We start from the raw sequence: 22,538 nt of genomic DNA, 5'->3' as shown, positions 1-22,538 counted from the left end.
GCTCATACAGCGAAGGACAGGAACGATTCCCATGCCCCAAGCCAAGCTGACCGACCGATTTGGCCGCACCGTCAACTACGTGCGTCTGTCTGTCACTGACCGCTGCGATTTTCGCTGTGTATACTGCATGGCGGAGGAAATGACCTTCCTGCCCCGCCAACAGGTACTGACCCTGGAAGAGATTGCCCGCGTGGCCAGAACCTTTGTTTCCCTCGGCACGGAAAAAATCCGGCTGACCGGGGGCGAGCCCCTGGTGCGCAAGGACATTCTGGAGCTGGTAAAGGAAATTGGCAGCTACGGCCTGCGGGATTTTGCCATGACCACCAATGGCAGCCAGCTGCCGACCATGGCGGAACCGCTGCGCAAGGCCGGGCTCAAGCGGCTGAACATCAGCCTGGATTCACTGGATGCCGACAAATTTCACCGGATCACCCGTACCGGTCGGCTAAGCCAGGTGCTGGATGGCATTGATGCTGCCAAGGACGCTGGTTTTGAGGGCATCAAGCTCAACACGGTGGTGATGAAAGGCGGTAATGACCAGGAAGTGCCGGAGCTGGTGGAGTTTGCCCGCAAGAAAAAGGTGGACATTACCTTTATCGAGGAAATGCCGCTGGGTGAGATTTCTGACCATGACCGCGGTCAGGTGTTGTGCACCAGCGATGAAGTTCGCGACATTATCAGCCAGCGACATGAGCTGATACCCACGCCTGAAGACTCCGGCGGTCCTGCCCGCTATTACCGGATGCGGGGCAGCGATTCCCGTGTCGGTTTTATTTCACCTCATTCCCACAATTTCTGTTCAACCTGCAACCGCGTTCGCGTGACGGTAGAGGGTCGCCTGCTGCTTTGCCTTGGCAATGAACATTCGGTGGACTTGCGCCGTGTTCTGCGCGGCCATCCGGTGACCAATGACAAGCTGCGTGAAACCATCATAAATGCCATGGATCTGAAGCCTGAGCGGCATCACTTCTCCAGTGAGGGGGATGTGCAGATTCTTCGGTTTATGAATATGACTGGCGGTTGAGACTCTGGCTCTGAGTTAACGCCCGGAGCTTCTGGCTCGGAGTGAACGCCCGGAAGTGGGTGGGCCCTCCGGGATACGCTGTGAATACGTCCATGTACGCTCGACAAAAACATCCATGTTTTTGACGATCCCGGAGGGCCCACCCACTTCCGGGCTTATGCGAATTCAGTGATTGCCGTCGTGACTGCTCATTTCCATGTTGTGGTCTGACACAGTCTGGCTCATGTCCCGGGTCAGGTGTTGCATGGTCACATCCTGGAACTTGACTACCTCTCCGCCAAATTCGTTGGCGAACTCCAGCGCCGAATTTTCCGATGCGAACGAAGCCAGGGTTGGCCCCATGGCTCCGGTGCGCTCCGACCCCACCACAAAGAAAGCCTCCCGGGCGTCGATCAATGCAGTGTCGTCCGGGTGTTCCCAGTCGGTCTGAGCCATGTCGTGTACGTAGAGGGTGTGGTCGCGTTTGGCATTTTCGGGCTGCAGTACCCAGGAGAACATGTCGCGGGTTGAACAGAATTTGTTCACTTTCTGCTCCCGGGCGGTTATGGCTTCACCTTTCGGGCCGGGGAAACGGGTGATGGCCATGCCGCAGACATGGCATTCGTCGCCGGATTCGATGTGGACCGGGTCGGGCTTTTCGGTGACCTGTTCTTCCGTTTCGGAGCAGCCGGCCAGGAAAATGGCAAACATCACCGCTACCGACAAAGTTTTAACGTTAATAGTACGCATGGCAATCTCCGGATCAGATTCGGCGGCGACGGAACAGGGCCCAGGCACCGGTAAGGGGGATAACAAACCACAGCACCAGGGCGAACCACATTCCTGCCGGACCAATGGGCAGGTCTGCACCGAGGCTCAGCACACCGCTTAACTGTGCGCCCTCGCCGAAGGCAACGATGTTGAGCAGTCGGTAGATGTCGGTGGGGTTGAGCATCAGCAGCCAGGGCAGCAGCTCCGGGCTGAGTTTGCCCTCGCTGGCGACCAGGATGCCCAGCAGCATCAGGTCGAAAACCAGTACGAAGAAGAACCAGATACCCAGGGCCATGCCGGCGGCTACTGGCTTTTCGCTGACCCGCACACTGATCAGGTAGGCCAGCGCAATGAAGCCCCAGCCCAGCAGGATGGTGGAAACAATAAACCGGAACATGGCGGCGGCCAGGGCGCCAACGGCCACGTCATCCACCAGCAGGGCAATGGCGATGCCGGCGACGCCGAAGCCGATCAGAGTGGCAAACGCCAGGGTCAGGCCATGGCCGAGGAACTTGCCAAATAGCAGCTGGCCACGGCTCAGTGGATACGTCATCAACAGCAGTAGCGTGCCGCCTTCTTCCTCGCCGACGATGGCGTCGTAGGCCAGTAATAGCGCGATCAGGGGGATGAGGAAAATACCCAGGCTGGCCAGGCTGGCAATGGTTGCGGGTGTGGAGGCGTAACCCACCTGCCCCGAGGCCGCTGCGCCAAACCAGGCGATGCCCAGGGCCAGCACGGCAAACACCAGGGCGATGGCGATGAGCCAGCGGTTACGCAGGCTGTCACTGAGTTCCTTGCGGGCGATGGTCCAGATGCTGTTCACTGGGCACCTCCGCGGTGAGCCAGGCCACCGGAGCCGATAAAGTGCACGTACACGTCCTCCAGCGTGGGCTGGTAAATGCCCAGGTCCCGAACCTCTCCGGAATCCAGCAGGGCCTGAATCAGCGCCATTTTCTCTGTGGGACGAACGTCTACCTGCAGGCGCCCGTTGTCTTTTTTGATCATCAGGCCATTAGCCGCTGAAGCACCCGTGATAGCTTTCTCCAATGCAGCCGTGCCGTTGGCCGGTTCGATGGACAGGGTCACCGACATGTTCGCCTGCCGACGCAGGGAGGCGAGGTCGCCTACAGCCTTCACGGCACCGTCGGTAAGAATCGCTGCGCGATCGATGTAGGGCTCCACCCCCGGCAGCACATGGGAGCACAGCACAATACCCGTGCCTTCATCCCGCAGTTTGCGCAACAACCGATACAGGTCCGCCGTTGCCACCGGGTCCAACCCCACCGTTGGCTCATCCAGCATCAGCAATTTCGGTTTGCCCAGAAGCGCCTGGGAAAGCCCCAGGCGCTGGCGCATGCCTTTGGAGTAGGTCTTCACCCGCGCATTCATGGCATCACTGAGCCCCACCTGCTCCAGCAGCTCCGGCACCTGCTTCAGGGGCGCGCCTTTGAGGCGGGCAAAGTGATTCAGAATCTCCCGCCCGGTCAGTTGCGGGTAGAACATCACGTTCTCCGGCAGGTAACCAATGTGCTGACTGACATGAGGGTCACCCGCCTCGCCATCAAGCACCGACACCTTTCCCTGGTTCGGCGTCATCAGCCCCAGGATCAGCTTGATGCTGGTGGTTTTGCCAGCGCCGTTGTGGCCAAACAGCCCGAGAATCTCTCCGGGCTCCAGTCGCAGGTCAACACCATTCAGCACAAGGGCCTTATCGTAGCGGTAACTCACATTCTCAAGACGGAAACAGCTCATTACGACTCCGGTTGTAACGGTTCTGGCTGGCGCATCAGCGGGTGGGAATCACTCACACCAGCAGCTTTGACGACGGGAAACGCATCCTGCACCCAACGCAAGGTATCCACCGCCGGGCTGAACATCAGCACCTTGGCCTCCGGGTAGGTCCACAGCAGGCGGTCCACATTGTCATTGGGCTCATAGGCCACATCGCCAATACCATCCTGATTGCGATCCCACCCCAGATAATCACTCCAGTAGTTGCCCCGCCCCTCCTTCGACCACTCCTGGGTGCGGGTAGCCACATATTTCACCTGACGCTGGTTATTCACAAACGCGTTGTTGAACACCTCGTTCTCCTCCGAACCCGCAGTCAGATGAATCCCGATATTGCTTTCCCGGAACACATTGTCCTCGAAGGTGTTGTAAAGCGAGTTATAAATGAACACCGCTTTACCCTCTGCGCCCGAAATCGAAACCCCCGCTGTCTGGCCCTGAGATACCCCGGTCACCACGTTGCCCCGCAACTCGGAGTTGGTGATGAAATTCATCAGAATGCCGTAATTCTCATCGTTCTCGGACCGATTGTTGACCACCGTCAGATACTTACTCTGCATTAACGCATACCCGGTGCGCGTCCCGCGGGTGATATTACCCTCCAGCAGATTGTGCATCGAATACATGTAATGAATGCCATAACGCAGATCTGTCATCAGGTTGCCGCGGAGCTCGTTATTGTTGGCCGTCTCGATATAGATACCGTCCCGGGTCTGACTGATGTCATTGCCTTCGATCAACGCGCCGGTGGTGTTGAACATATGAATTCCGTTGCCCCGATCCTGGGAACGGATCGACGGCTTCCCTCGTACTTTGTTATTACGGACGGTCACATTCTTCGTCGCATCCAGCCAGATCCCGAACGCCGGCCCCTGCAAACGATTATTCTCGACAATCGCTCCCCGAGCCTCCCGCGCCACAAAAATGCCCGCATCCAGCTCATTGAGATCGCCACCCCAGTTGCGCACCTCACAACCGGAAAACGTCACCTCCTCCGCCATAATATCGATGGCGTTCCCCTCACCACCGCCGTCGATGACCGTATCGGCATGGCAGGACACCGTCACACCGGCCACGCGGAGATCCAGCGACGAAAGTTTCTCGGGGGGAAGCTCAAAGACAGCACCTGGCTCCAGTGCATCAAGCTGTTGTTGCAGGTCCGCATGGGCGGTCAGCGATAACAGAGCGACTGTCAGGGCCACTCCGTAACGCAAAATTTGAATCATCAACTTCTCTCTAGGAAAAAACATTAAGAGGCCAGCACCGAAGTGCGGCAATCCAAGTGGAGAGACCTTTCCAAAACTGTGCGGAGCCATGGATGGCGTAGCTCAAGCGTCACATGGATGTGCCGCAAGGAGCGTGTTTTGGAAAGGTCTCTCCACTTGGGTTGCTACTCCAAAGCCTGATGGCCGGAACTCCCGCAAGAGTCCCGGCTCAGAACCAAGCCTAAATCAGGCTTTCTCGACCAACATGCGACCCCCCATCTCCATGTGCAGCGCATGGCAGAACCAGCTGCAGTAGTACCAGTAAACCCCAGGCTTACCCGCCGTAAAGGTCACCGACGACGTCTGCTGCGGACTGATCTCCATACTCACACCATGGTTCACCATAACGAACCCGTGAGACACATCCTCGATGGAGTCCAGATTGGTCACATACACCGTAACCTCATCACCCTCCTTGACCCTGAACTCCGTAGTCCCGAACTGCGGCGCCACAGAGGTCATGTAAACACGTACCTTGTTGCCGTCACGGATAATCTCGTTGGCAGCCTCCAGAGTAATGCCATCCTTCTCAGCCTGCGCACGGGCGCTTGCAAAGAACGGATCGTCACGGCTGTAGATCTTCTTGGTCTTGATCTGATCACGACGAACCAGGATACAGTCGTGTGGCTCAGCAAACGCAGGGCCATCGTGAACCAGCTTCATCTCCTCGCCGGAAATATCGATCAGCTGATCATTCTCCGGATGCAGCGGACCTACCGGCAGGAAGCGGTCCTTGGAGAACTTCGACAGCACCACCAGCCATTTGCCGTCCGCATCGCGGGATTCGGTCAGGGACGCATGGTTGTGGCCAGGCTGGTAGTGCACATCCAGCTTCTGACGGATGTAATTGGTCTTCTCACCGTTGTAATCCTTGATCGCATCGGCAATGTTCCACTTACACACCTGACTGTCGATGAACAGGGTGGTGTAGGCGTTGCCACGACCATCATAGGTGGTGTGCAGGGGCCCGAGGCCCAGCTCCGGCTCGGCGACGATGGCGTCGCGCAGCTCGATATTGTCATCGAAGAGATCGTCCAGCTTGTCGATCTGGATAATGGAACAGGTCGGTGACAGCTTGCCGTTGGCAATGAAGTACTTGCCGTCCGGCGACGTATTCAGACCGTGCGGGTTCTTCGGAACCGGAATGTAACGGGTCAGTTTCGAGCCTTCACGCCCGTCCACCACCGGCACATCGGAGTCACCAACGGTCTTGAAGTCGCCGCTCTTGACGGCCGCTTCAATACGCTCGACATTGAACACGACAACCCAGTCGCGGTCATTGCGCATGGTGCCAGCGAGATCTGCCGCTTTTTCCGAGTTGTAACAGGTGGAAGCGGCATATTTGCCGGTGTAGTCGGCGTCGGTGTTATCCAGGTTGCCGTCCACAATCACCTGCCAGGCCACTTCCATGGTGTCTGCATCAACAGCACTGAACATGGTGTAGCTGTTTTCCAGGCTGAAATCACTGCCGTCATTCGGGTGTGGAATCACAAATTCCGCGTTACAGAACACGTACTTGGTGCGCGGCACTTTTTGCAGCCGCAGGCCGTGAATCGCCTGGACGTTTGGAATGTGTGTGATCTTGTCCGTCTTCATGATATCCAGGCGGATACGTGCAATACGGCTGTTGGCCTTGTCGTTGATGAACAGGTATTTGCCATCGTAACGCCCGTCTTCCATGGAGATGTGCGGGTGGTGACAGTCACCATTCAGATACTGCCGATCGCCGCCAAGTATCTCCTTGCTCTCATTGGTGATGCCCCAGCCGGTGGCGGAGTCCACGTTGAAAACCGGAATACGCATCAGCTCACGCATGGACGGCACGCCAAGGACACGCACCTCGCCCTGGTGACCACCGCTCCAGAAGCCGTAGTATTCGTCCAGCTCGCCGGGGGCAACGCTATACTTGTTCTGGGCGTCCTTGACTGCGGCAGCCCAGGAGTCCCGGGTCATCACGGCGCCACCCAGGCCCGTCGCGCCTACGGCACCTGCCAGTGCGGTTGCACCCAGGAATTTCCGGCGGCTAAGGCCGCTCTCTTCCGGTGCATCGTTACCGAGTTCTTCTCTTTTCTTCATAGCGTCCAACTCCGTTGTTGGTAATGGCGGTATTGCATTTGGATTTACTGCTTTTCTTATGTCACCTGGGTGACCGGTATTTGTTCCGGATGGCCCGGTGCGTTATGGCCACGGCGCTTGCCACGGCGTTTGACAATCAATGGCGGGCACTTCTTGTCGTCGAAATAGGTCATCTGGCAGTCGAGGCAGTAATGGCACTCCTGGTAATTGATGGTGCCGTCAGGATGGATTGCCTGCACTTCGCACTCGTGCTCACACAGCCGGCATGGGTGGCCGCACTCTTTGCGACGTTTCAGCCAATCGAAAACCCTCAACTTGGTGGGTAGCGCCAGCGCTGCGCCCAGAGGGCACATGTACCGGCAGAAGACTTTGCGGGTGAACAGATTCACCCCGATCAGCAGCACGGCATAGGTAACGAATGGCCAGCTGCGATCAAAGCGCAAGGTGATGGCAGTCTTGAACGGCTCTATTTCAGCCATTTTTTCGGCGGTAGCCAGGGAGTCCAGGGAGACGCCGAACAGCACCAGCAGAACGATGTACTTGATGGCCCAGAGGCGCTCATGGATGGCAAACGGTACCGTGTATTGGGGCACTTTTAGCTTGCGGGCAATTTCGTTCACCAGCTCCTGAAGCGCACCAAACGGACAGAGCCAGCCACAGTAAACCGCCCGCCCCCACAACAGAACGATACCGGCGACCGTTGCCCAGAGAATGAATATCACCGGGTCCACGAGGAAGGTCTCCCAACGGAACCCGCTGATCAGGCTGTTGACGAACGTCAGCACGTTGACGATCGACAGTTGCCCCAGGGCATACCAGCCAATAAAGAACAGGGTATAGGTCAGAAAGGCGTGGCGTATCCAGCGGGTTATCTTGGGCTTCTTGACCAGCCAGTCCTGGAAAAACAGGATGAACATCAGAACGCCAAGTCCGATACCCAGAACAATGATCTGGAACTGGCGCTGATACCAGACCTGCACCCACATGGGTTGTGCTTCCAGCCACTCTTCTTCGGTCAACTCCACTTCTGGCCGGGTGTAGTACTGTTCCGGCAGCTGATATTCCATCGGGAATACTGCAAACTCGCTGTCCAGGGGACCGGTCTGGCGTTTGACGGACAGCTCCAGCGACCAGGGTGTGCCCGGGTCGAAGTTGTACTGCTGGCGAATAATGAAGATCGCCATTTCAGGCAGGCGTGGCATGTCGCCCAGGTACACATCACTCAGGCGATAGTAATCAAGGTCACGGAAATTGAAGGTGTCCCCGAACTGGCGGATCTGAATGCGATCGAAGATTCCTCCACGAACATAACCGGACCCCTTGAAGGAATACTCACCCCTGGCCATCACGGCAATGGCATGCTCACCTTCCTTCAATTCCGAGGTCAGCCATTCATACTGCTTGCCACCCAGCAGGTTTCGGCCAATGGTGGGAACATTCAGGTAGGCTACGTAGAGATCAATCAGAGGATCGTCGCGCTCTCCCGGGGCGGCGGTTTCAACACCTTCGGCCGGGCCACCAACAAAGGCATCGTCTGCCTGACCGCGAGTTACCAACATCCGACGGATGGAGCCGTCACCGGTCAGTTCCGTCCAGGATCTTTTACGGAAGCTGTCTGTATCGACCTCTGCCATGGGAGGGCGTTCACCAACACCGGTACTTTCGACCAGGCCCAGCTCCCCCGCTATCCGGTGAGCGGTCCTCATGATGACCTCATTGATCACCATCACCGTCACCGTAGCACCCGACAGGCCATCAACGGCCATGCGGCGTTCGGTTGACTTACCGCCCACCGTGACTCTCTGGTCTGCTTTGAGGCCGGTGTACTGGTCAGTAAATTCGTGCATCTTGATTTCGGGGATGCCGATCAGAAGAATCGGCTCATCATGGTGTATCACCCGCGCGCGCTTGATCTCGCCCTCGGTGTCGAGCACTACCATGGCGTTCAGGGGTTTGCCGGAATAGGCCGGGGTCTGCACGAAATCGAGTGTCTGGTAGGCGTAGCCCACCAGTTCATCTCCAGCATAGAGCTCCTGAATGGCACGGTTATCTTCGCGCGGCTGGAAGTCGGTCACGGACGGGATGGCAATCTGAATCACCTGGCGCCCTGCCGCGGGCTCATACTCGCTCAGCGGCTGGGCATTGGCAGTCATGGCCAGAATCATCAGCGCCATAAAAACTAAGCGGATTCCGTTAGACACTCAAACCCCCGGTTCAATTGGATACAACAAGGATGGACCGTCATTGATGAAAATCAAATACCTCTATCTGGATAGGCCGATGGGAAGTCCGGCCCGCATCATCCCAGGCTAACGGATTGGCCCGTTCGGTCCAGAGGCAGGTAATTTCCCACGTGGCCAAGGCGGATGGACTCCACCATCATGGTGAGGGGTTGCTGTGCTTCATCGGAGGACGGCTTCATGCCGCCGCGGCCAGACATGGCAGCGACGAATACCACATCCCAGGACTGTCCGGTCTGGCGGGATTCCTCTACCAGTGCATCAAAGTCACTGACTTCTTCGGGCGCTTTGTCAACACATACCACCGGCGTCAGGGCGCCGCCCTCGCCGTTGGCAAAGGCGGCCTTTTCGGCGTCTGATGCATCGTCCGGCAACTCGGCACGGCAGAATACGAACAACAGGCGCTGGGGCTCGGGTTCGGCATCAGCGGCTTTGAGCAAATCGGTGTAGCTTGAGATCATTTGAGCGTTCCTGCCTTGACTATTTACTGGCTGATCTGGATAAGTCGGGACGGGTCGGTGATGAACAACCGGCTGCGGTTGACCCGAACCAAGCCATTCGCTTTGAGATCTGCCAGGATCCGCGAGAAGGTTTCCGGCTGCATGGCGAGGCGGGACGCGACCAGGCACTTGGGCAGCGGCAGTTCCACTTCCCCCCCCTCTTCACCGCCATTGGGCAGCAGGTCAATCAGGTAGCGGATCAGGCGGTCACGGGCGTTCTGTACGGTCATGATTTCCAGATCATGAAAGCGGGCCACATTGCGTCTGGCGTAATGGCGCAAGGCCGCCTGGGTGTATTCAGGCTTCCTTTCCAGCAGGTCCTGATAAACCTTGACGGGTATCATCAGCACTTCGCTGGATTTGAGTGCTTCGGCGTAACAGGCGTACCTTGCCGGGTCTGCATAGATCATGACTTCTGCGAAGCAGTCACCGGGAGCAATACTGTCGAGTGTGCGGTCGATGCCAGAGGCGTCGAGGCGGTACAGGCGCAGCCGTCCGGAAACCACGAAGAAGAAGTGGTGAGCAGGCATGTCCTGGCGGTAGAGCAGTTGGTGATGACCCAGGCGCAGGCGTCTGGACTGTTGCATCAATGCGTTGAGGTCGTCGTCGCTCAGCGAGGAAAAGAGGGCATGCTGGCGCATTGGAGCCAGGCTGTCGTCCTCTTCTATCGGCTTGTTGACGGCAACCAGTACCGGTTTGCTGTAGCGTGTTTCGGCGGTTTGTAATAGTGCCATTTTGTTTGCCCCCTGCATTAATAATGCATTTCAAATCTGGTTTTATAATAGTGGGGCTTGGGAGGAAAATCGCTCCCCCTATGGGGGTAGTTGGGCGGTTATTACTGAGTAATTGACTTAGCTCAAAGAGGGGCCTTGCTGCCAGGATGCTGGCTCTCTTGTTTACTCGGGGGCACGGACCAATGGGCCCCTTCTTCCCAAAACACGCTCAAGCACATCCATGTGGCGCTTGAGCTCCGCCATCCATGGCTCCGCACAGTTTTGGAAAGAGGTTCCCCGCCAGTCTCCATGGTTTTCGGGCACACGCATTACTGCATCAGGGGTGAGTCGGGTATTTCCATGTCCACACCTTCCACACCGGTTTCCGCAGCGAGAACCTGGAGGTACTGGCGGAACGCTCGTCTGGTCACGCTTTCGCTCAGGTACTGACGGATCTGGGGCTTTACGTAGTCGTAGGGCAGCTGTTCGCCGTCGATGCGTTGGTCGACGCGGACGAGGTGCCAGCCGTAGCGGGTTTCGATCAACTCCGGGTTGAGGCCTTCCTGCAGGGACAGAACCGGGCGTTCGAACTCGTCGACGGTCTGGCCTTTGCTGATCTGGCCCAGGCTGCCGCTCTGGTGGCGGGATTCGCAGGCGGAGTACTGTTTGGCCAGTTCGGCGAACTGGGCACGGCCGTCGAGTAAGGACGATAGTAGTTGACGCCCTGCTTCTTCCTGGCGAATGCGTTCCTGGACGTCGTCCGGGGCGGCGGCGAGGAGTATGTGGCTGACGGCCATCAGGGTCGGGCTGCAGAAGCGGCCGGGGTTGGCGGCGTAGAAGCGTTCGCAGTCCTGCTCGCTGGGGTCGGGGACGTTGAGTTCCAGTTCCAGTACGCGGGCGATGCGGTCTTCTTCGTCAGCGATGTCGTCCAGGTTCAGGCGGCTGGCCTGTTGCAGGAGGAGTTCGCGGATGACGAGGCTTTTGGCAGCTTCGTGCCAGGCTTCGGCGACTTCTTCGGCCGGGTGGTGTTGCATTTCCCGGGCGATGTCGTCTTCGCCGATGAGGGTGTCACCCACATACACCGGCGGAAACTGGTTTCTGGGTTTTTCGGCTTCGCCGACGGGGATGAGTTGCATGGTTGCTTCACCTTTGGTCTGATTGTCGGATTACGCTTCGCTAATCCGACCTACGTTTCTGCTTTCGGGCCCGGGTAGGTCGGATTAGCGTGGCCCCGCCACGCGTAATCCGACACTGTTAACGATCCCCTTGATCATCCGATCACGCCCGCTTGCGCACCACCTGGTACTTGCGCCCGAAATACTCCACCGGCACGCTGAGCATGTGCACCAGTCGGGTGAACGGGAACAGCACGAAGATGGTCAGGCCCAGGAAGATATGGGTCTTGTAGATCCAGTGCACGTCGGCAATGTAGCCGGCCACCCCGCCCTGAAGGGTGACAACACCCTGGGCCCAGGCAGAGAACTTGAGCATGGTGCTACCGTCCAGGTGCCCCAGCGTGGGCAGGATGGTGAGCATGCCCAGGACCAGCTGGACCACCAGTATGATGATGATCATGTTGTCCGCGAAGGTACTGTTGGCTTTTACGCGGGGGTCGGTCAGCCGGCGCCAGGCCAGCATTCCACCACCGACGATTGCCATCGCACCGGCAATGCCACCCACCACGATCGCCATAACCTGTTTTGTCCCCGGCGTCATGAACGGCTCGTAGAGCGCGTGGGGCGTCAGCAGGCCCACCAGGTGGCCGAAGAAGATCACCAGCACACCCACATGGAAAAGCACGCTGGCCATGACCATGTTTTTCTTGCGTAGCATCTGGCTGGAATGGGCTTTCCAGGTGAACTGGCCGTGGTCATAACGTGCCCAGGTACCAATCACCAGGATAGCGATAGCAATGTAGGGGTAGACCCCGAATAACAGTGTATTGAGATAGGACATCATTTCAGTTTCCTCCCGCGCCCTCAGGCGCCTCCTGCCTGACGGGGCGTTACGTCCGTCATCAGCTGATCGCTCAGGTGAATGGTCTGGGTCTGCTCCAGTTCGCGGCGGCGCTGGCCTACAACGCCTCCGGTACTGCAGGAGCTTCCCTGATCGTCCACAAACTTGACCATTTCCTCTTCCCAGACCTTGTCCAGCGCTTCCGGCGTGTCGTCACGCTCTTCGGAGGCGACAATCTGTGCCAGCTCCTGACGATTCGCCTCGCGCCCGGACAGCACCAGCAGCGAATCCATCAACACGTGGTACAGGCTCTCGCGCTGGTACAGCCTTTCGCCCAGAAGCCCCAGAATATGGTGGATGTCTTCCAGCCAGTTCCGGATCTCTTCCCATGGCCGGGTGGAGAGATACTCCAGGAACAGCGGCAGGTAGTCCGGCAGTTCCTTGGCATCGATTTCCAGGCCGTTGGCGCGGTACTGCTCCATCAGGTCCACCATGGCCTGGCCACGGTCACGGGATTCGCCGTGAACGTGCTCGAACAGCAGCAGGGACGTCGCCCTGCCCTTGTCGAAGGTGCCCACGTAGTTTTCCTGCATATCCAGCAGATCACCGTCGCACACCAGGTCGATGCATCTCAGCAGCTGCTCCTTGTTCTGCCGCGGCAGCCGGTTGTCTTCCAGAACGGCTGCTGTCAGGGCGTCTTTGGAGGCCTGGAGTTCATCGGTGGGGTACTCGAGCACCCGCGCTATTACTTTTAAAAGTTGCATCCTGGTCTCCTTATTCCTGCAGCTGTTTCGGGTCAACCTGCTTCACGGTGGACAGCTTCTGCACCATGCTGGTGGTCTGTTTGCGGCCACCAAACATGTTGAACTCGCTGTCGCCGTTACAGCCGTCGCCGAAGCTGAATCCGCAACCACCACGCTCGCCGTGAGCATCGGGGAAGGCTTCCTTCGCCAGCTCGCGATGGCTGGTGGGAATCACGAAGCGGTCCTCGTAGTTGGCAATGGCCAGGTAACGGTACATTTCATCGGCCTGGGCCTTGGTCAGCCCGGCTTCCTGAAGTGCCCGCAGGTCTTCCTTGCCTTCCACGGTTTCCGCGCGCTTGTACAGGCGCATGGCCATGATCCGCTTGAGTGCACGGACAATCGGCTTTTCGTCGCCAGCCGTCAGCAGGTTGGCCAGGTACTTGACCGGAATCCGCAGGCTTTCAATCTTCGGCAGTATGCCGTCAAACTCAACCTTGCCGGCTTCCGCCGCAGACTGGATCGGGCTCAGTGGCGGCACATACCAGACCATGGGCAGAGTGCGGTATTCCGGGTGCAGTGGCAGAGCGAGTTTCCAGTCCACGGCCATCTTGTAGACCGGGCTTTGCTGGGCGGCTTCGATGACGTTCATCGGGATGCCGTCCTTTTTCGCCTGCTCGATCACCTTCGGATCGTTCGGATCCAGGAAGATTTCCAGCTGCTTCTCGTACAGCTCATGCTCGCCCGGGGTACTGGCCACTTCTTCAATGCGGTCAGCATCGTAAAGCAGCACGCCCAGATAGCGGATGCGGCCGACACAGGTCTCGGAGCATACGGTAGGCAGGCCGGCTTCAATCCGCGGGTAGCAGAAGATGCATTTTTCGGACTTGCCGGTTTTCCAGTTGAAATAAATCTTCTTGTACGGGCAGCCGGACACACACATCCGCCAGCCACGGCATTTGTCCTGGTCAATCAGCACAATGCCGTCCTCTTCCCGCTTGTAGATAGCGCCGCTGGGGCAACTGGCTACGCAGGTAGGGTTGAGGCAGTGCTCGCACAGGCGCGGCAGGTACATCATGAAGGTATTTTCGAACTGGCCATAGATGTCTGCCTGTACCTGGTCGAAGTTCTTGTCCTTGCGACGCTTGGCAAACTCGGTACCCAGGATTTCTTCCCAGTTCGGGCCCCATTCGATTTTCTGCATGCGCTGGCCGGAGATCAGCGACCGTGGCCGTGCTACCGGCTGGTGCTTGCTGTCACCGGCGGTATGCAGATGCTGGTAATCGAAATCGAACGGCTCGTAGTAGTCATCGATCTGCGGCAGATCCGGGTTGGCGAAAATGTTCGCCAGAATCCGGAAGCGGCCACCGATCTTCGGGCGGATCTTGCCGGAGCTGTCACGCATCCAGCCGCCCTTCCACTTGTCCTGGTTCTCCCACTCTTTCGGGTAGCCGATACCGGGCTTGGTTTCGACGTTGTTGAACCAGGCGTATTCCATGCCTTCACGGCTGGTCCACACGTTTTTACAGGTCACAGAACAGGTGTGGCATCCGATGCACTTGTCCAGGTTCAGTACCATGCCGACTTGGGAACGGATTTTCATTTTACAGCCTCCTGAACAGTGTCGTTACCTTCGCCATCGAGCCAGTCGATGTTGTGCATCTTGCGCACCACCACGAATTCATCGCGGTTGGAGCCTACGGTGCCGTAGTAGTTGAAGCCGTAGGAATACTGGGCGTAGCCACCAATCATGTGGGTCGGCTTCGGGCATACCCGGGTAACCGAGTTGTGGATACCACCACGGGTACCGGTGATCTCGGAACCTGGAATATTCACAATCCGCTCCTGGGCGTGATACATCATCACCATGCCCGGCATGACCCGCTGGCTGACCACCGCCCGGGCCGCGATGGCACCGTTGGCGTTGAACAGTTCGATCCAGTCGTTGTCCTCGATCTGCATCTCTTTGGCGTCGTCTTCACTCAGCCACACGATCGGACCACCGCGGGACAGGGTCAGCATCAGCAGGTTATCGCTGTAGGTGCTGTGGATGCCCCACTTCTGGTGTGGTGTGATCCAGTTCAGCGCTTTCTCGGGGTTTCCGTTGCTGCGCTGGTTCAACATGCTGCTGACAGTCTTGGTGTTGATGGGCGGACGGTACACCAGCAGGCTCTCACCAAAGGCGCGCATCCACTCATGGTCCTGGTAGAACTGCTGACGACCGGTGAGGGTGCGCCAGGGAATCAGCTCGTGAACGTTGGTGTAGCCGGCGTTGTAGGACACGTGCTCGTCTTCCAGGCCAGACCAGGTCGGGCTGGAGATGATCTTGCGCGGCTGCGCCACGATATCCCGGAAGCGGATTTTTTCCTCTTCCTTGTTCTTCGCCAGATGGCTGTGGTCCAGGCCGGTGAACTCGGACAGTGCTGCCCAGGCTTTCACTGCTACCTGGCCGTTGGTTTCCGGCGCCAGGGTCAGGATGACTTCCGCCGCATCAATCGCGCTTTCAATCTTCGGACGGCCGGCGTTGGCCCCGTCGATATGCTTGTAGTTCAGGTCGCCGAGGAACTTCACTTCCTTCTCGGTGTTCCAGTTGATGCCCTTGCCACCGTTGCCCAGCTTGTCCAGCAGCGGCCCGAGTGAGGTAAAGCGTGCATAGGTGTTCGGGTAGTCACGCTCAACGGTGATGAAGTTGGGCGCAGTCTTGCCGGGAATCAGTTCGCACTCACCACGCTTCCAGTCCTTCACGTCGAAGGGCTGGCCCAGCTCGGCCGGTGCGTCGTGCAGCAGCGGCAGGGTAACCACGTCTTTCTCGACACCCAGGTGACCTTCGGTTGCTTTGGAGAACGCCTTGGCAATGCCCTTGTAGATTTCCCAGTCACTGCGCGCTTCCCAGGCCGGATCAGTGGCGGCAGTCAGCGGGTGAATGAACGGGTGCATGTCCGAGGTATTCAGGTCGTTTTTCTCATACCAGGTGGCGGTCGGCAGAACGACGTCGGAATACAGACAGGTGGTGGACATGCGGAAGTCCAGGGTCACCAGCAGGTCAAGCTTGCCTTCCGGCGCTTCGTCATGCCATTTCACTTCCGTCGGCTTGGCGCCGCCTTCGTGGCCAAGATCCTTGCCCTGCAGGCCACTCTTGGTACCCAGCAGGTACTTGAGCATGTACTCATGGCCCTTGCCGGAGGAGCCCAACAGGTTGGAGCGCCACACAAACAGGTTGCGCGGACAGTTCTGCGGTGCTTCCGGGTCTTCACTGGCGAAGGCCAGGGAGCCGTCCTTCATGGACTGGGCCACATAATCGGCCACTTCCATGCCGGCTTTCTCGGCTTCGGCTGCGATACCCAGCGGGTTGCGGTTCAGTTGCGGCGCAGACGGCAGCCAGCCCATGCGCTCGGCGCGGACGTTGTAGTCAATCAGGCTGCCACTGAATTTGGACTTGTCCGCCAGCGGCGACAGGATTTCGTCCACACCCAGTTTCTCGTAGCGCCACTGGCCGGAGTGGGCATAGAAGAAGGAGGTTGAGTTCATGTGGCGCGGTGGACGCTGCCAGTCCAGACCAAACGCCAGCGGCTGCCAGCCGGTCTGCGGGCGCAGTTTTTCCTGGCCCACGTAGTGGGCCCAGCCACCACCGCTCTGGCCAATACAGCCACACATGATCAGCATGTTGATCAGGCCACGGTAGTTCATGTCCATGTGGTACCAGTGGTTCATACCGGCACCAACGATGACCATGGAACGGCCCTTGGTCTTGTCGGCGTTGTCGGCGAATTCACGGGCAATACGGATCACTTTGCCGGCAGGAACGCCGGTGATCTTTTCCTGCCAGGCCGGGGTGTAGGGCTTCACTTCATCGTAAGAGGTAGCGCCATCATCGTCGCCCAGGCCACGGCTGATGCCGTAGTTCGCCACCATCAGGTCATAAACCGTGACCACGCGGCCTTCGCTGCCGTCGGCCAACTCAACCTTGCGACTGCCCAGCTTGTGGGTCAGGGTGTCGGAGATTTCCACGCTCTTGAAATGGTCATGCTCGATACCGCCGAAGTAAGGGAAGGCAACGTCCACCACGTCATCGTGTTTCTCGACCATGGACAGCTGCAGTTCCACATCGGCGCTGCCGGCGGTCTGCTTCAGGTTCCACTTGCCTTTCTGGCCCCAGCGGTAACCGATAGATCCATTAGGCGCAGTCAGCTGATTGGTCTTCTCGTCGATAGCAATGGTTTTCCACTCGGGGTTGTTCTCTTCCCCGAGGCCATCCACCAGGTCGCTGGCACGCAGGAAGCGGCCCGGCACGTAGCGGCCATCTTCACGCTGTTCCAGCATGACCAGGTACGGCATATCCGTGTAGCGGCGTACGTAGTCAGTGAAATACTCGCTGGGCTTGTCGACGTGGAATTCCTTCAGGATCACGTGGCCCATGGCCATACCCAGAGCGGCATCGGTGCCCTGCTTCGGGTTCAGCCACTCGTCAGACAACTTGGAGACTTCGGCGTAGTCAGGAGTAATGGCGACCGTCTTGGTACCCTTGTAACGCACTTCGGTAAAGAAGTGGGCGTCCGGGGTACGGGTCTGGGGTACGTTGGAGCCCCAGGCGATGATGTAGCCGGAGTTGTACCAGTCGGCGGATTCCGGCACGTCGGTCTGCTCACCCCAGGTTTGCGGGGAAGCCGGCGGCAGGTCGCAATACCAGTCGTAGAAGCTCATGCACACGCCACCGATCATGGACAGGTAGCGGCTGCCGGCAGCGTAGGACACCATGGACATGGCCGGGATCGGCGAAAAGCCGATGATACGGTCAGGCCCATATTTTTTGGCGGTGTACACGTTGGAGGAGGCAATCAGCTCGTTGACTTCGTCCCAGCTCGAGCGCACGAAACCACCCATCCCGCGGCGGGGCTTGTACTCGGCGGTTTTCTTCGGGTCTTCCACGATGGAGGCCCAGGCATCCACAGGATCCTTGTGTTGCGTTTTTGCTTCACGCCAAAGCCTCATCAGATGCTTGCGCATCAGCGGGTATTTCAGGCGGTTGGCGCTGTACATGTACCAGGAGTAACTGGCGCCGCGGGGGCAGCCGCGGGGCTCGTGGTTGGGCAGGTCCGGACGGGTACGGGGATAATCGGTCTGCTGGGTTTCCCAGGTGACCAGGCCGTTCTTGACGTAGATTTTCCAGCTGCAGGAGCCGGTGCAGTTTACACCGTGGGTGGAGCGCACGATCTTGTCATGCTGCCAGCGCTGGCGGTAGCTGTCTTCCCACTCGCGACTGACATCGTGGGTTTCGCCGTGGCCGTTGGCGAACGGCTCGCGCTTTTTCCTGAAGTAGTTCAGTTTGTCGATCAAATGACTCATGGTCTCTCTCCGTCGTCCGGATCATTGTTCCGATTTGAGACCATTGTGTGGGAGAAAAACCCTGAAATCTGCGTGGTTACTACCACATAACCCGCCTCTACCACCCAGGTGGTAGAAGCGCTATACACCCTTGTGTAACAACGCCCGGCGCTCTTCGCGACGGTAGTCCCGGGCGAACAGGAACAGGCTGCCGGTCAGCAGTATGAAAAGGATCATGAACATGGCCGTACCCACGCCGACCCAGTGAATCATGGCGCCGAAAAGCACCGGCAGCAGAAACGCAACCAGGCAGGCACTGAATAGCAACATTCCGGCGGCGAAGGCCGCTGCCTCACGGTTTTCCTCAATGACCATGCGCTGGAGACCACCCATGGCGGAGCCCAACGCAATGCCCAGCAGGACTATGAACAATCCTTCGAGAAAGAGTGGCAGGGAAAGCTCCAGTGCAATCACTGAATCAATGCCATGAACTGACAGCGTCATGGGAGGGTAGGACAGCACGAACAGGGCGACCAGACAGGCCACGAGTGAGCGCACTACCACCCTACCCGCCCCGTAGCGATCTGACAGCCCCCCTCCCAGAACCTGTGCCAGGGCGCCGGGAATCACAAACCACAACGCCAGCCGGGCACCTGACTCCATCGTCAGCAGGAAACGGGAGGCCATGAAATCCGGCAGCCATAACGCCAGGGAAAAAAAGCTCCCGGCTACCACTCCAAAATACAGATACAGTCGCCACATCCGCAGATTTTCAAGGCGACGCAACAGTTGCCTGGCACTGGTTTCAACATCGGGATCGCCACGGGAATCCGAATCGTCCGTCAGCAACACCAGCAGGGCGGTCACTAATAAAAGAACAACCAGATAGGCAAGTGGCACGCCTTTCCAGGAGAATGCCTGCACAATCAGCGGAACCAGATAATAATTGAAGCCGGCGCCCGTCACTCCGGCACCGAATATGCCCAGTACAAGCCCCATATGTCGGGACGAGGCATGACTGGTCACGAACTGAAGGCCAGCGCTGTAAAATCCGCCGGCAAGGCCCAGACCAGCCGCAACCAGCAGGTACCCGGCCCAGGTTTCCACCACCAGCAGCAATGCCATAGAAACAGCAAGGCCGAGCAGGCAGGCAATCATGACCCGCCTTGCACCCACCTTCTGGGCGGCAATGCCCGCTGGCACCGCCAAAAAGGCACCCGCAGCCATGGGCGTTGCCAGCAACAGACCAAACTCCAGGCTGCCCACCCCAAGAGCATTCCGAAGGTGCGCGCCGGCCACGGCAAAAATGGTCCAGCAACCAGCCGCAATAACGAAGCCAACGACCGCCAGCGGAAGAACCACTGCCAGCGAGGTCAGTTTATCGTTATCGTCATCATCACCAATGGAGAAAGGCTGCATGACACTATCCACCCGAAACCAACTTGCAGTTTCATGTTTTGCCCTGCACAGGGTCAAAGACTATGATGGGAGATCGCCTATTGGGGTAATCACGGGTGCCCGACTATCCTCAAGGAGGTACACTCCCTCCATATTTGCTGTACCCAACGAAGAGACCAGATGACACGCAATAGCCCCCTCGTAAAACGTATCGCCATTGTCGTTGGCGCCGTCGTACTGACTGCCATTGTCAGTATGGCCACTACTCTCGGGGTATCACGCAGCATCGAGGGCAATGCGACGGCCATCAATATTGCAGGGTCATTGCGTATGGGCGCCTATGAATTGCTTGCCCGCTCTGCGGCCGACCCGACAGAAAACCACTCCACGACATTTATGGCCGGGCTGGATGCCTACCAGCAACGGATGGCCCACCCCGGATTCAACCAGGCAATTCCCAGGGCCAAAGACCACCCACTGGCGAAACAGCACCAGATTATGGAATCCCTCTGGCATGGTGAACTCCGCCCAGCTCTGATTGCCAATGCCCCGAACAGCACTCGGGTGACGGAAGACCTGATAGCGGTGACAGAGCGCTATGTGACTGAGGTGGATAAACTGGTCAGCATGCTGGAGCACCGGACCGAGGCCCGCGTCGATCTGCTGCACCTGATCCAGATCATCAGCCTGGTGCTCTCGATACTGATTATTTTCGGACTTTTCCTCGATATCAAAAAACGGGTACTTCGCCCACTCCGCAAGTTGATGGACATTGCGGTCGCGGTGGGTGAGCAGGATTTCTCGCACAAGGCCAACCTGAAAGGCTCGGATGAGCTGTCCCGGCTCGGTACTGCCTTTGACCAGATGACCAGTGAACTGGCCTTGAGCTACAACGAACTGAAAGAAGACGCCATGGCAAAAACCCGGGAACTGGAGAAGAGTCACGCTGCCCTGGAGTTGCTCCATTCGTCCAGCCGCTCCCTGTTTGCCAATCACGACCTCTGCAATGGCGCCATCCCCATGCTTCAGGATCTGGAGCAGTTGCTTGGCATCGGCCCCATCCGGCTTTACCTGCACGACAAGAACTCCAGCGAGCCGGTCCAAGCCATTACCACATCTACCAAGGATCGGCCCTTCTACTGTAAGGACCATCACTGCAATGCCTGCCTGGTAACTCCGGAAGTGTTTGATGAGCTGCCAAATGAGGGCAACGACGGCCGCAGGCTGTTGCTACCAATTCGCACACCGGGACAGCTTCTGGGCACCCTGGAAGTCTGGTATCCCGCCAGCAAGGGGCTTTCCCAGACCGCCCGTCGCCTGCTGGAGACCCTGAGTGATCAGCTTGCTACGGCCATCTTCCTGGAGCGCCAGGTTACCGAGGAGCAACAGATCACCCTGGCAGAAGAACGCACTGTGATTGCCCGGGAACTCCATGATTCCCTGGCCCAGTCCCTGTCCTATCTGAAAATGCAGGTAGCACGGCTCCGCCGCCTCGATATCACCGGCGAGCATGAAAAGGTCCACAATGACATTCTGGAAGAGCTGAGTACCGGCCTGAACAGTGCTTACCGTCAACTACGGGAGCTGCTGACCACCTTCCGGCTGAAGCTGGATACCCCCGACCTGGCTACGGCCTTGCGGCAAACCGCACAGGAATTCTCTGAACGCCTGGGCAGCGAGGTGAAACTGGACTACCGTTTGCCACCGCAAACACTGTCTCCCAACGAAGAAATCCATACCTTGCAGATCGTCCGCGAAGGGTTGGCCAATGCCGTCAAGCACTCTGAAGCATCGGAAATTCTGGTGCAGGTGCTTTTTGAATCTCCCCGGGTAAGCGTCAGAATACTTGATAATGGTAAAGGACTGCCGGATGGTGACCAGCCGTCACAGCACTATGGGCTGATCATCATGCAGGACCGGGCCCGCACCCTGGGTGGAAAGGTCAACGTCCTTAACCGTGACACCGGCGGTGTCGAAGTGGCGCTGAGCTTTGTGCCCAAGAGCAGGCACCTGATTACATCCGAAGCCGCTGGCGGCTGAGCGTTGCAACACTACTTCAAATAATGAGAGGAACCATGTCTGACTCACCAGCAAGCATTCTGTTGATTGATGATCACCCTTTGCTTCGTCAGGGCATAAAACAACTGATCGAGATGGAAGACGACATGCAGGTGGTTGGCGAGGCCAGCAACGCCGCTGACGGTATTCGCCTGGCACAGGAGCTTGAGCCCGACCTGGTGCTGATGGACCTCAACATGCCGGAAATGAACGGTATTGAGGCACTGAAAAAACTGCGCGAAGGAAGCATCAGCTCCCGCATCGTGATGTTTACGGTGTCCGATCACGAAGACGACGTGGTGGCGGCCCTGAGAGCTGGCGCTGATGGTTATCTGCTGAAGGATATGGAACCGGAGGACATGATCCGACAGCTGCACGACGCCGCCGTGGGCAAGATGGTCATCAGCGACCGCCTGACCGCCCTGCTGGCCCAGGCACTGAGATCCCAGAAGCCACAGCAGGCCTCACGCCCGGACTTTGACAGCCTGACCCCGCGGGAAAAAGATATCCTTCGCCTCATTGCCGAAGGCCTGTCCAACAAGATGATCGGCCGCAAGCTGGACATCAGCGATGGCACTGTCAAAGTGCACGTCAAGCACCTGCTGAAGAAACTGAACCTGCGCTCCCGCGTGGAAGTGGCAGTATGGGCAGTAGAGGAAGGCCTGCACAAGGGCTGAGTTATATCAAATCACTACACTATGGTTT

17 protein-coding genes are annotated in these 22,538 nt (G+C 58.1%); 3 read left to right on the top strand and 14 right to left on the bottom strand.

Features of this window, described 5'->3' with window-relative positions:
- The first annotated feature begins 31 nt into the window (after positions 1 to 31).
- Positions 32 to 1,024 (top strand): GTP 3',8-cyclase MoaA, encoded by a 993-nt coding sequence (gene moaA, locus QPL94_RS07185; protein ID WP_285356477.1) that lies wholly within the window; start codon positions 32 to 34, stop codon positions 1,022 to 1,024.
- Between the two features lie 165 nt (positions 1,025 to 1,189).
- Here moaA and QPL94_RS07180 read toward each other — a convergent pair whose 3' ends face one another.
- The 14 genes from QPL94_RS07180 to QPL94_RS07115 form a co-directional block, all read right to left on the bottom strand.
- Positions 1,190 to 1,753: a nitrous oxide reductase accessory protein NosL gene (locus QPL94_RS07180; RefSeq protein ID WP_285356476.1), complete on the bottom strand. Its 564-nt coding sequence runs from the start codon at positions 1,751 to 1,753 to the stop codon at positions 1,190 to 1,192.
- Positions 1,754 to 1,766: 13 nt separating this feature from the next.
- A complete protein-coding gene (locus QPL94_RS07175) occupies positions 1,767 to 2,597 on the bottom strand; it encodes an ABC transporter permease (RefSeq protein ID WP_285356475.1) in 831 nt (276 codons plus the stop codon).
- Positions 2,594 to 3,526 (bottom strand): ABC transporter ATP-binding protein, encoded by a 933-nt coding sequence (locus tag QPL94_RS07170; protein WP_285356474.1) that lies wholly within the window; start codon positions 3,524 to 3,526, stop codon positions 2,594 to 2,596. The genes QPL94_RS07175 and QPL94_RS07170 overlap by 4 nt, the downstream gene beginning before the upstream one ends.
- Positions 3,526 to 4,791 (bottom strand): nitrous oxide reductase family maturation protein NosD, encoded by a 1,266-nt coding sequence (locus tag QPL94_RS07165; RefSeq protein WP_285356473.1) that lies wholly within the window; start codon positions 4,789 to 4,791, stop codon positions 3,526 to 3,528. The genes QPL94_RS07170 and QPL94_RS07165 overlap by 1 nt, the downstream gene beginning before the upstream one ends.
- A gap of 225 nt (positions 4,792 to 5,016) precedes the next feature.
- Positions 5,017 to 6,906 carry a TAT-dependent nitrous-oxide reductase gene (nosZ, locus tag QPL94_RS07160; protein WP_285356472.1) on the bottom strand — a complete coding sequence of 630 codons (1,890 nt, stop codon included), beginning with the start codon at positions 6,904 to 6,906 and terminating at the stop codon, positions 5,017 to 5,019.
- 56 nt (positions 6,907 to 6,962) lie between these two features.
- A complete protein-coding gene (gene nosR / locus QPL94_RS07155; RefSeq protein ID WP_285356471.1) occupies positions 6,963 to 9,080 on the bottom strand; it encodes a transcriptional regulator NosR in 2,118 nt (705 codons plus the stop codon).
- A gap of 125 nt (positions 9,081 to 9,205) precedes the next feature.
- Positions 9,206 to 9,607, bottom strand: a complete 402-nt coding sequence (locus QPL94_RS07150; protein WP_285356470.1) for a ribonucleotide reductase subunit alpha — start codon at positions 9,605 to 9,607, stop codon at positions 9,206 to 9,208.
- 23 nt (positions 9,608 to 9,630) lie between these two features.
- Positions 9,631 to 10,380: a Crp/Fnr family transcriptional regulator gene (locus QPL94_RS07145; RefSeq protein WP_285356469.1), complete on the bottom strand. Its 750-nt coding sequence runs from the start codon at positions 10,378 to 10,380 to the stop codon at positions 9,631 to 9,633.
- Positions 10,381 to 10,688: 308 nt separating this feature from the next.
- The gene (locus tag QPL94_RS07140; protein WP_285356468.1) at positions 10,689 to 11,495 is read right to left on the bottom strand and encodes a peptidylprolyl isomerase; all 807 of its coding nucleotides are present in this window, start codon (positions 11,493 to 11,495) and stop codon (positions 10,689 to 10,691) included.
- A 142-nt stretch (positions 11,496 to 11,637) separates the two neighbouring features.
- Positions 11,638 to 12,315, bottom strand: coding sequence for a respiratory nitrate reductase subunit gamma (gene narI, locus QPL94_RS07135; RefSeq protein WP_285357861.1), 678 nt, complete (start codon positions 12,313 to 12,315; stop codon positions 11,638 to 11,640).
- A 23-nt stretch (positions 12,316 to 12,338) separates the two neighbouring features.
- Positions 12,339 to 13,079 carry a nitrate reductase molybdenum cofactor assembly chaperone gene (narJ, locus tag QPL94_RS07130; protein WP_285356467.1) on the bottom strand — a complete coding sequence of 247 codons (741 nt, stop codon included), beginning with the start codon at positions 13,077 to 13,079 and terminating at the stop codon, positions 12,339 to 12,341.
- 10 nt (positions 13,080 to 13,089) lie between these two features.
- Entirely contained in the window at positions 13,090 to 14,658 is a 1,569-nt protein-coding gene (gene narH, locus QPL94_RS07125; protein WP_137435554.1) for a nitrate reductase subunit beta, read from the bottom strand.
- On the bottom strand, positions 14,655 to 18,398 hold the full coding sequence (locus QPL94_RS07120) for a nitrate reductase subunit alpha (protein ID WP_285356466.1): 3,744 nt from the start codon (positions 18,396 to 18,398) through the stop codon (positions 14,655 to 14,657). Before QPL94_RS07120 ends, narH begins: the two co-directional genes overlap by 4 nt.
- A gap of 120 nt (positions 18,399 to 18,518) precedes the next feature.
- Positions 18,519 to 19,796 (bottom strand): MFS transporter, encoded by a 1,278-nt coding sequence (locus QPL94_RS07115; protein ID WP_285356465.1) that lies wholly within the window; start codon positions 19,794 to 19,796, stop codon positions 18,519 to 18,521.
- Positions 19,797 to 19,955: 159 nt separating this feature from the next.
- On the opposite strand from QPL94_RS07115, the gene QPL94_RS07110 reads away from it, so the two are divergent.
- A complete protein-coding gene (locus QPL94_RS07110; RefSeq protein ID WP_285356463.1) occupies positions 19,956 to 21,815 on the top strand; it encodes a histidine kinase in 1,860 nt (619 codons plus the stop codon).
- A 35-nt stretch (positions 21,816 to 21,850) separates the two neighbouring features.
- A complete protein-coding gene (gene narL, locus QPL94_RS07105; protein WP_137435558.1) occupies positions 21,851 to 22,510 on the top strand; it encodes a two-component system response regulator NarL in 660 nt (219 codons plus the stop codon).
- Positions 22,511 to 22,538: the final 28 nt, after the last annotated feature.

Source organism: Marinobacter sp. SS13-12 (assembly GCF_030227115.1).
Classification (GTDB): Bacteria; Pseudomonadota; Gammaproteobacteria; order Pseudomonadales; family Oleiphilaceae; genus Marinobacter.
The sequence above is the reverse complement of the archived record's forward strand: the minus strand, read 5'-3'. Positions and strand labels throughout refer to the sequence as shown.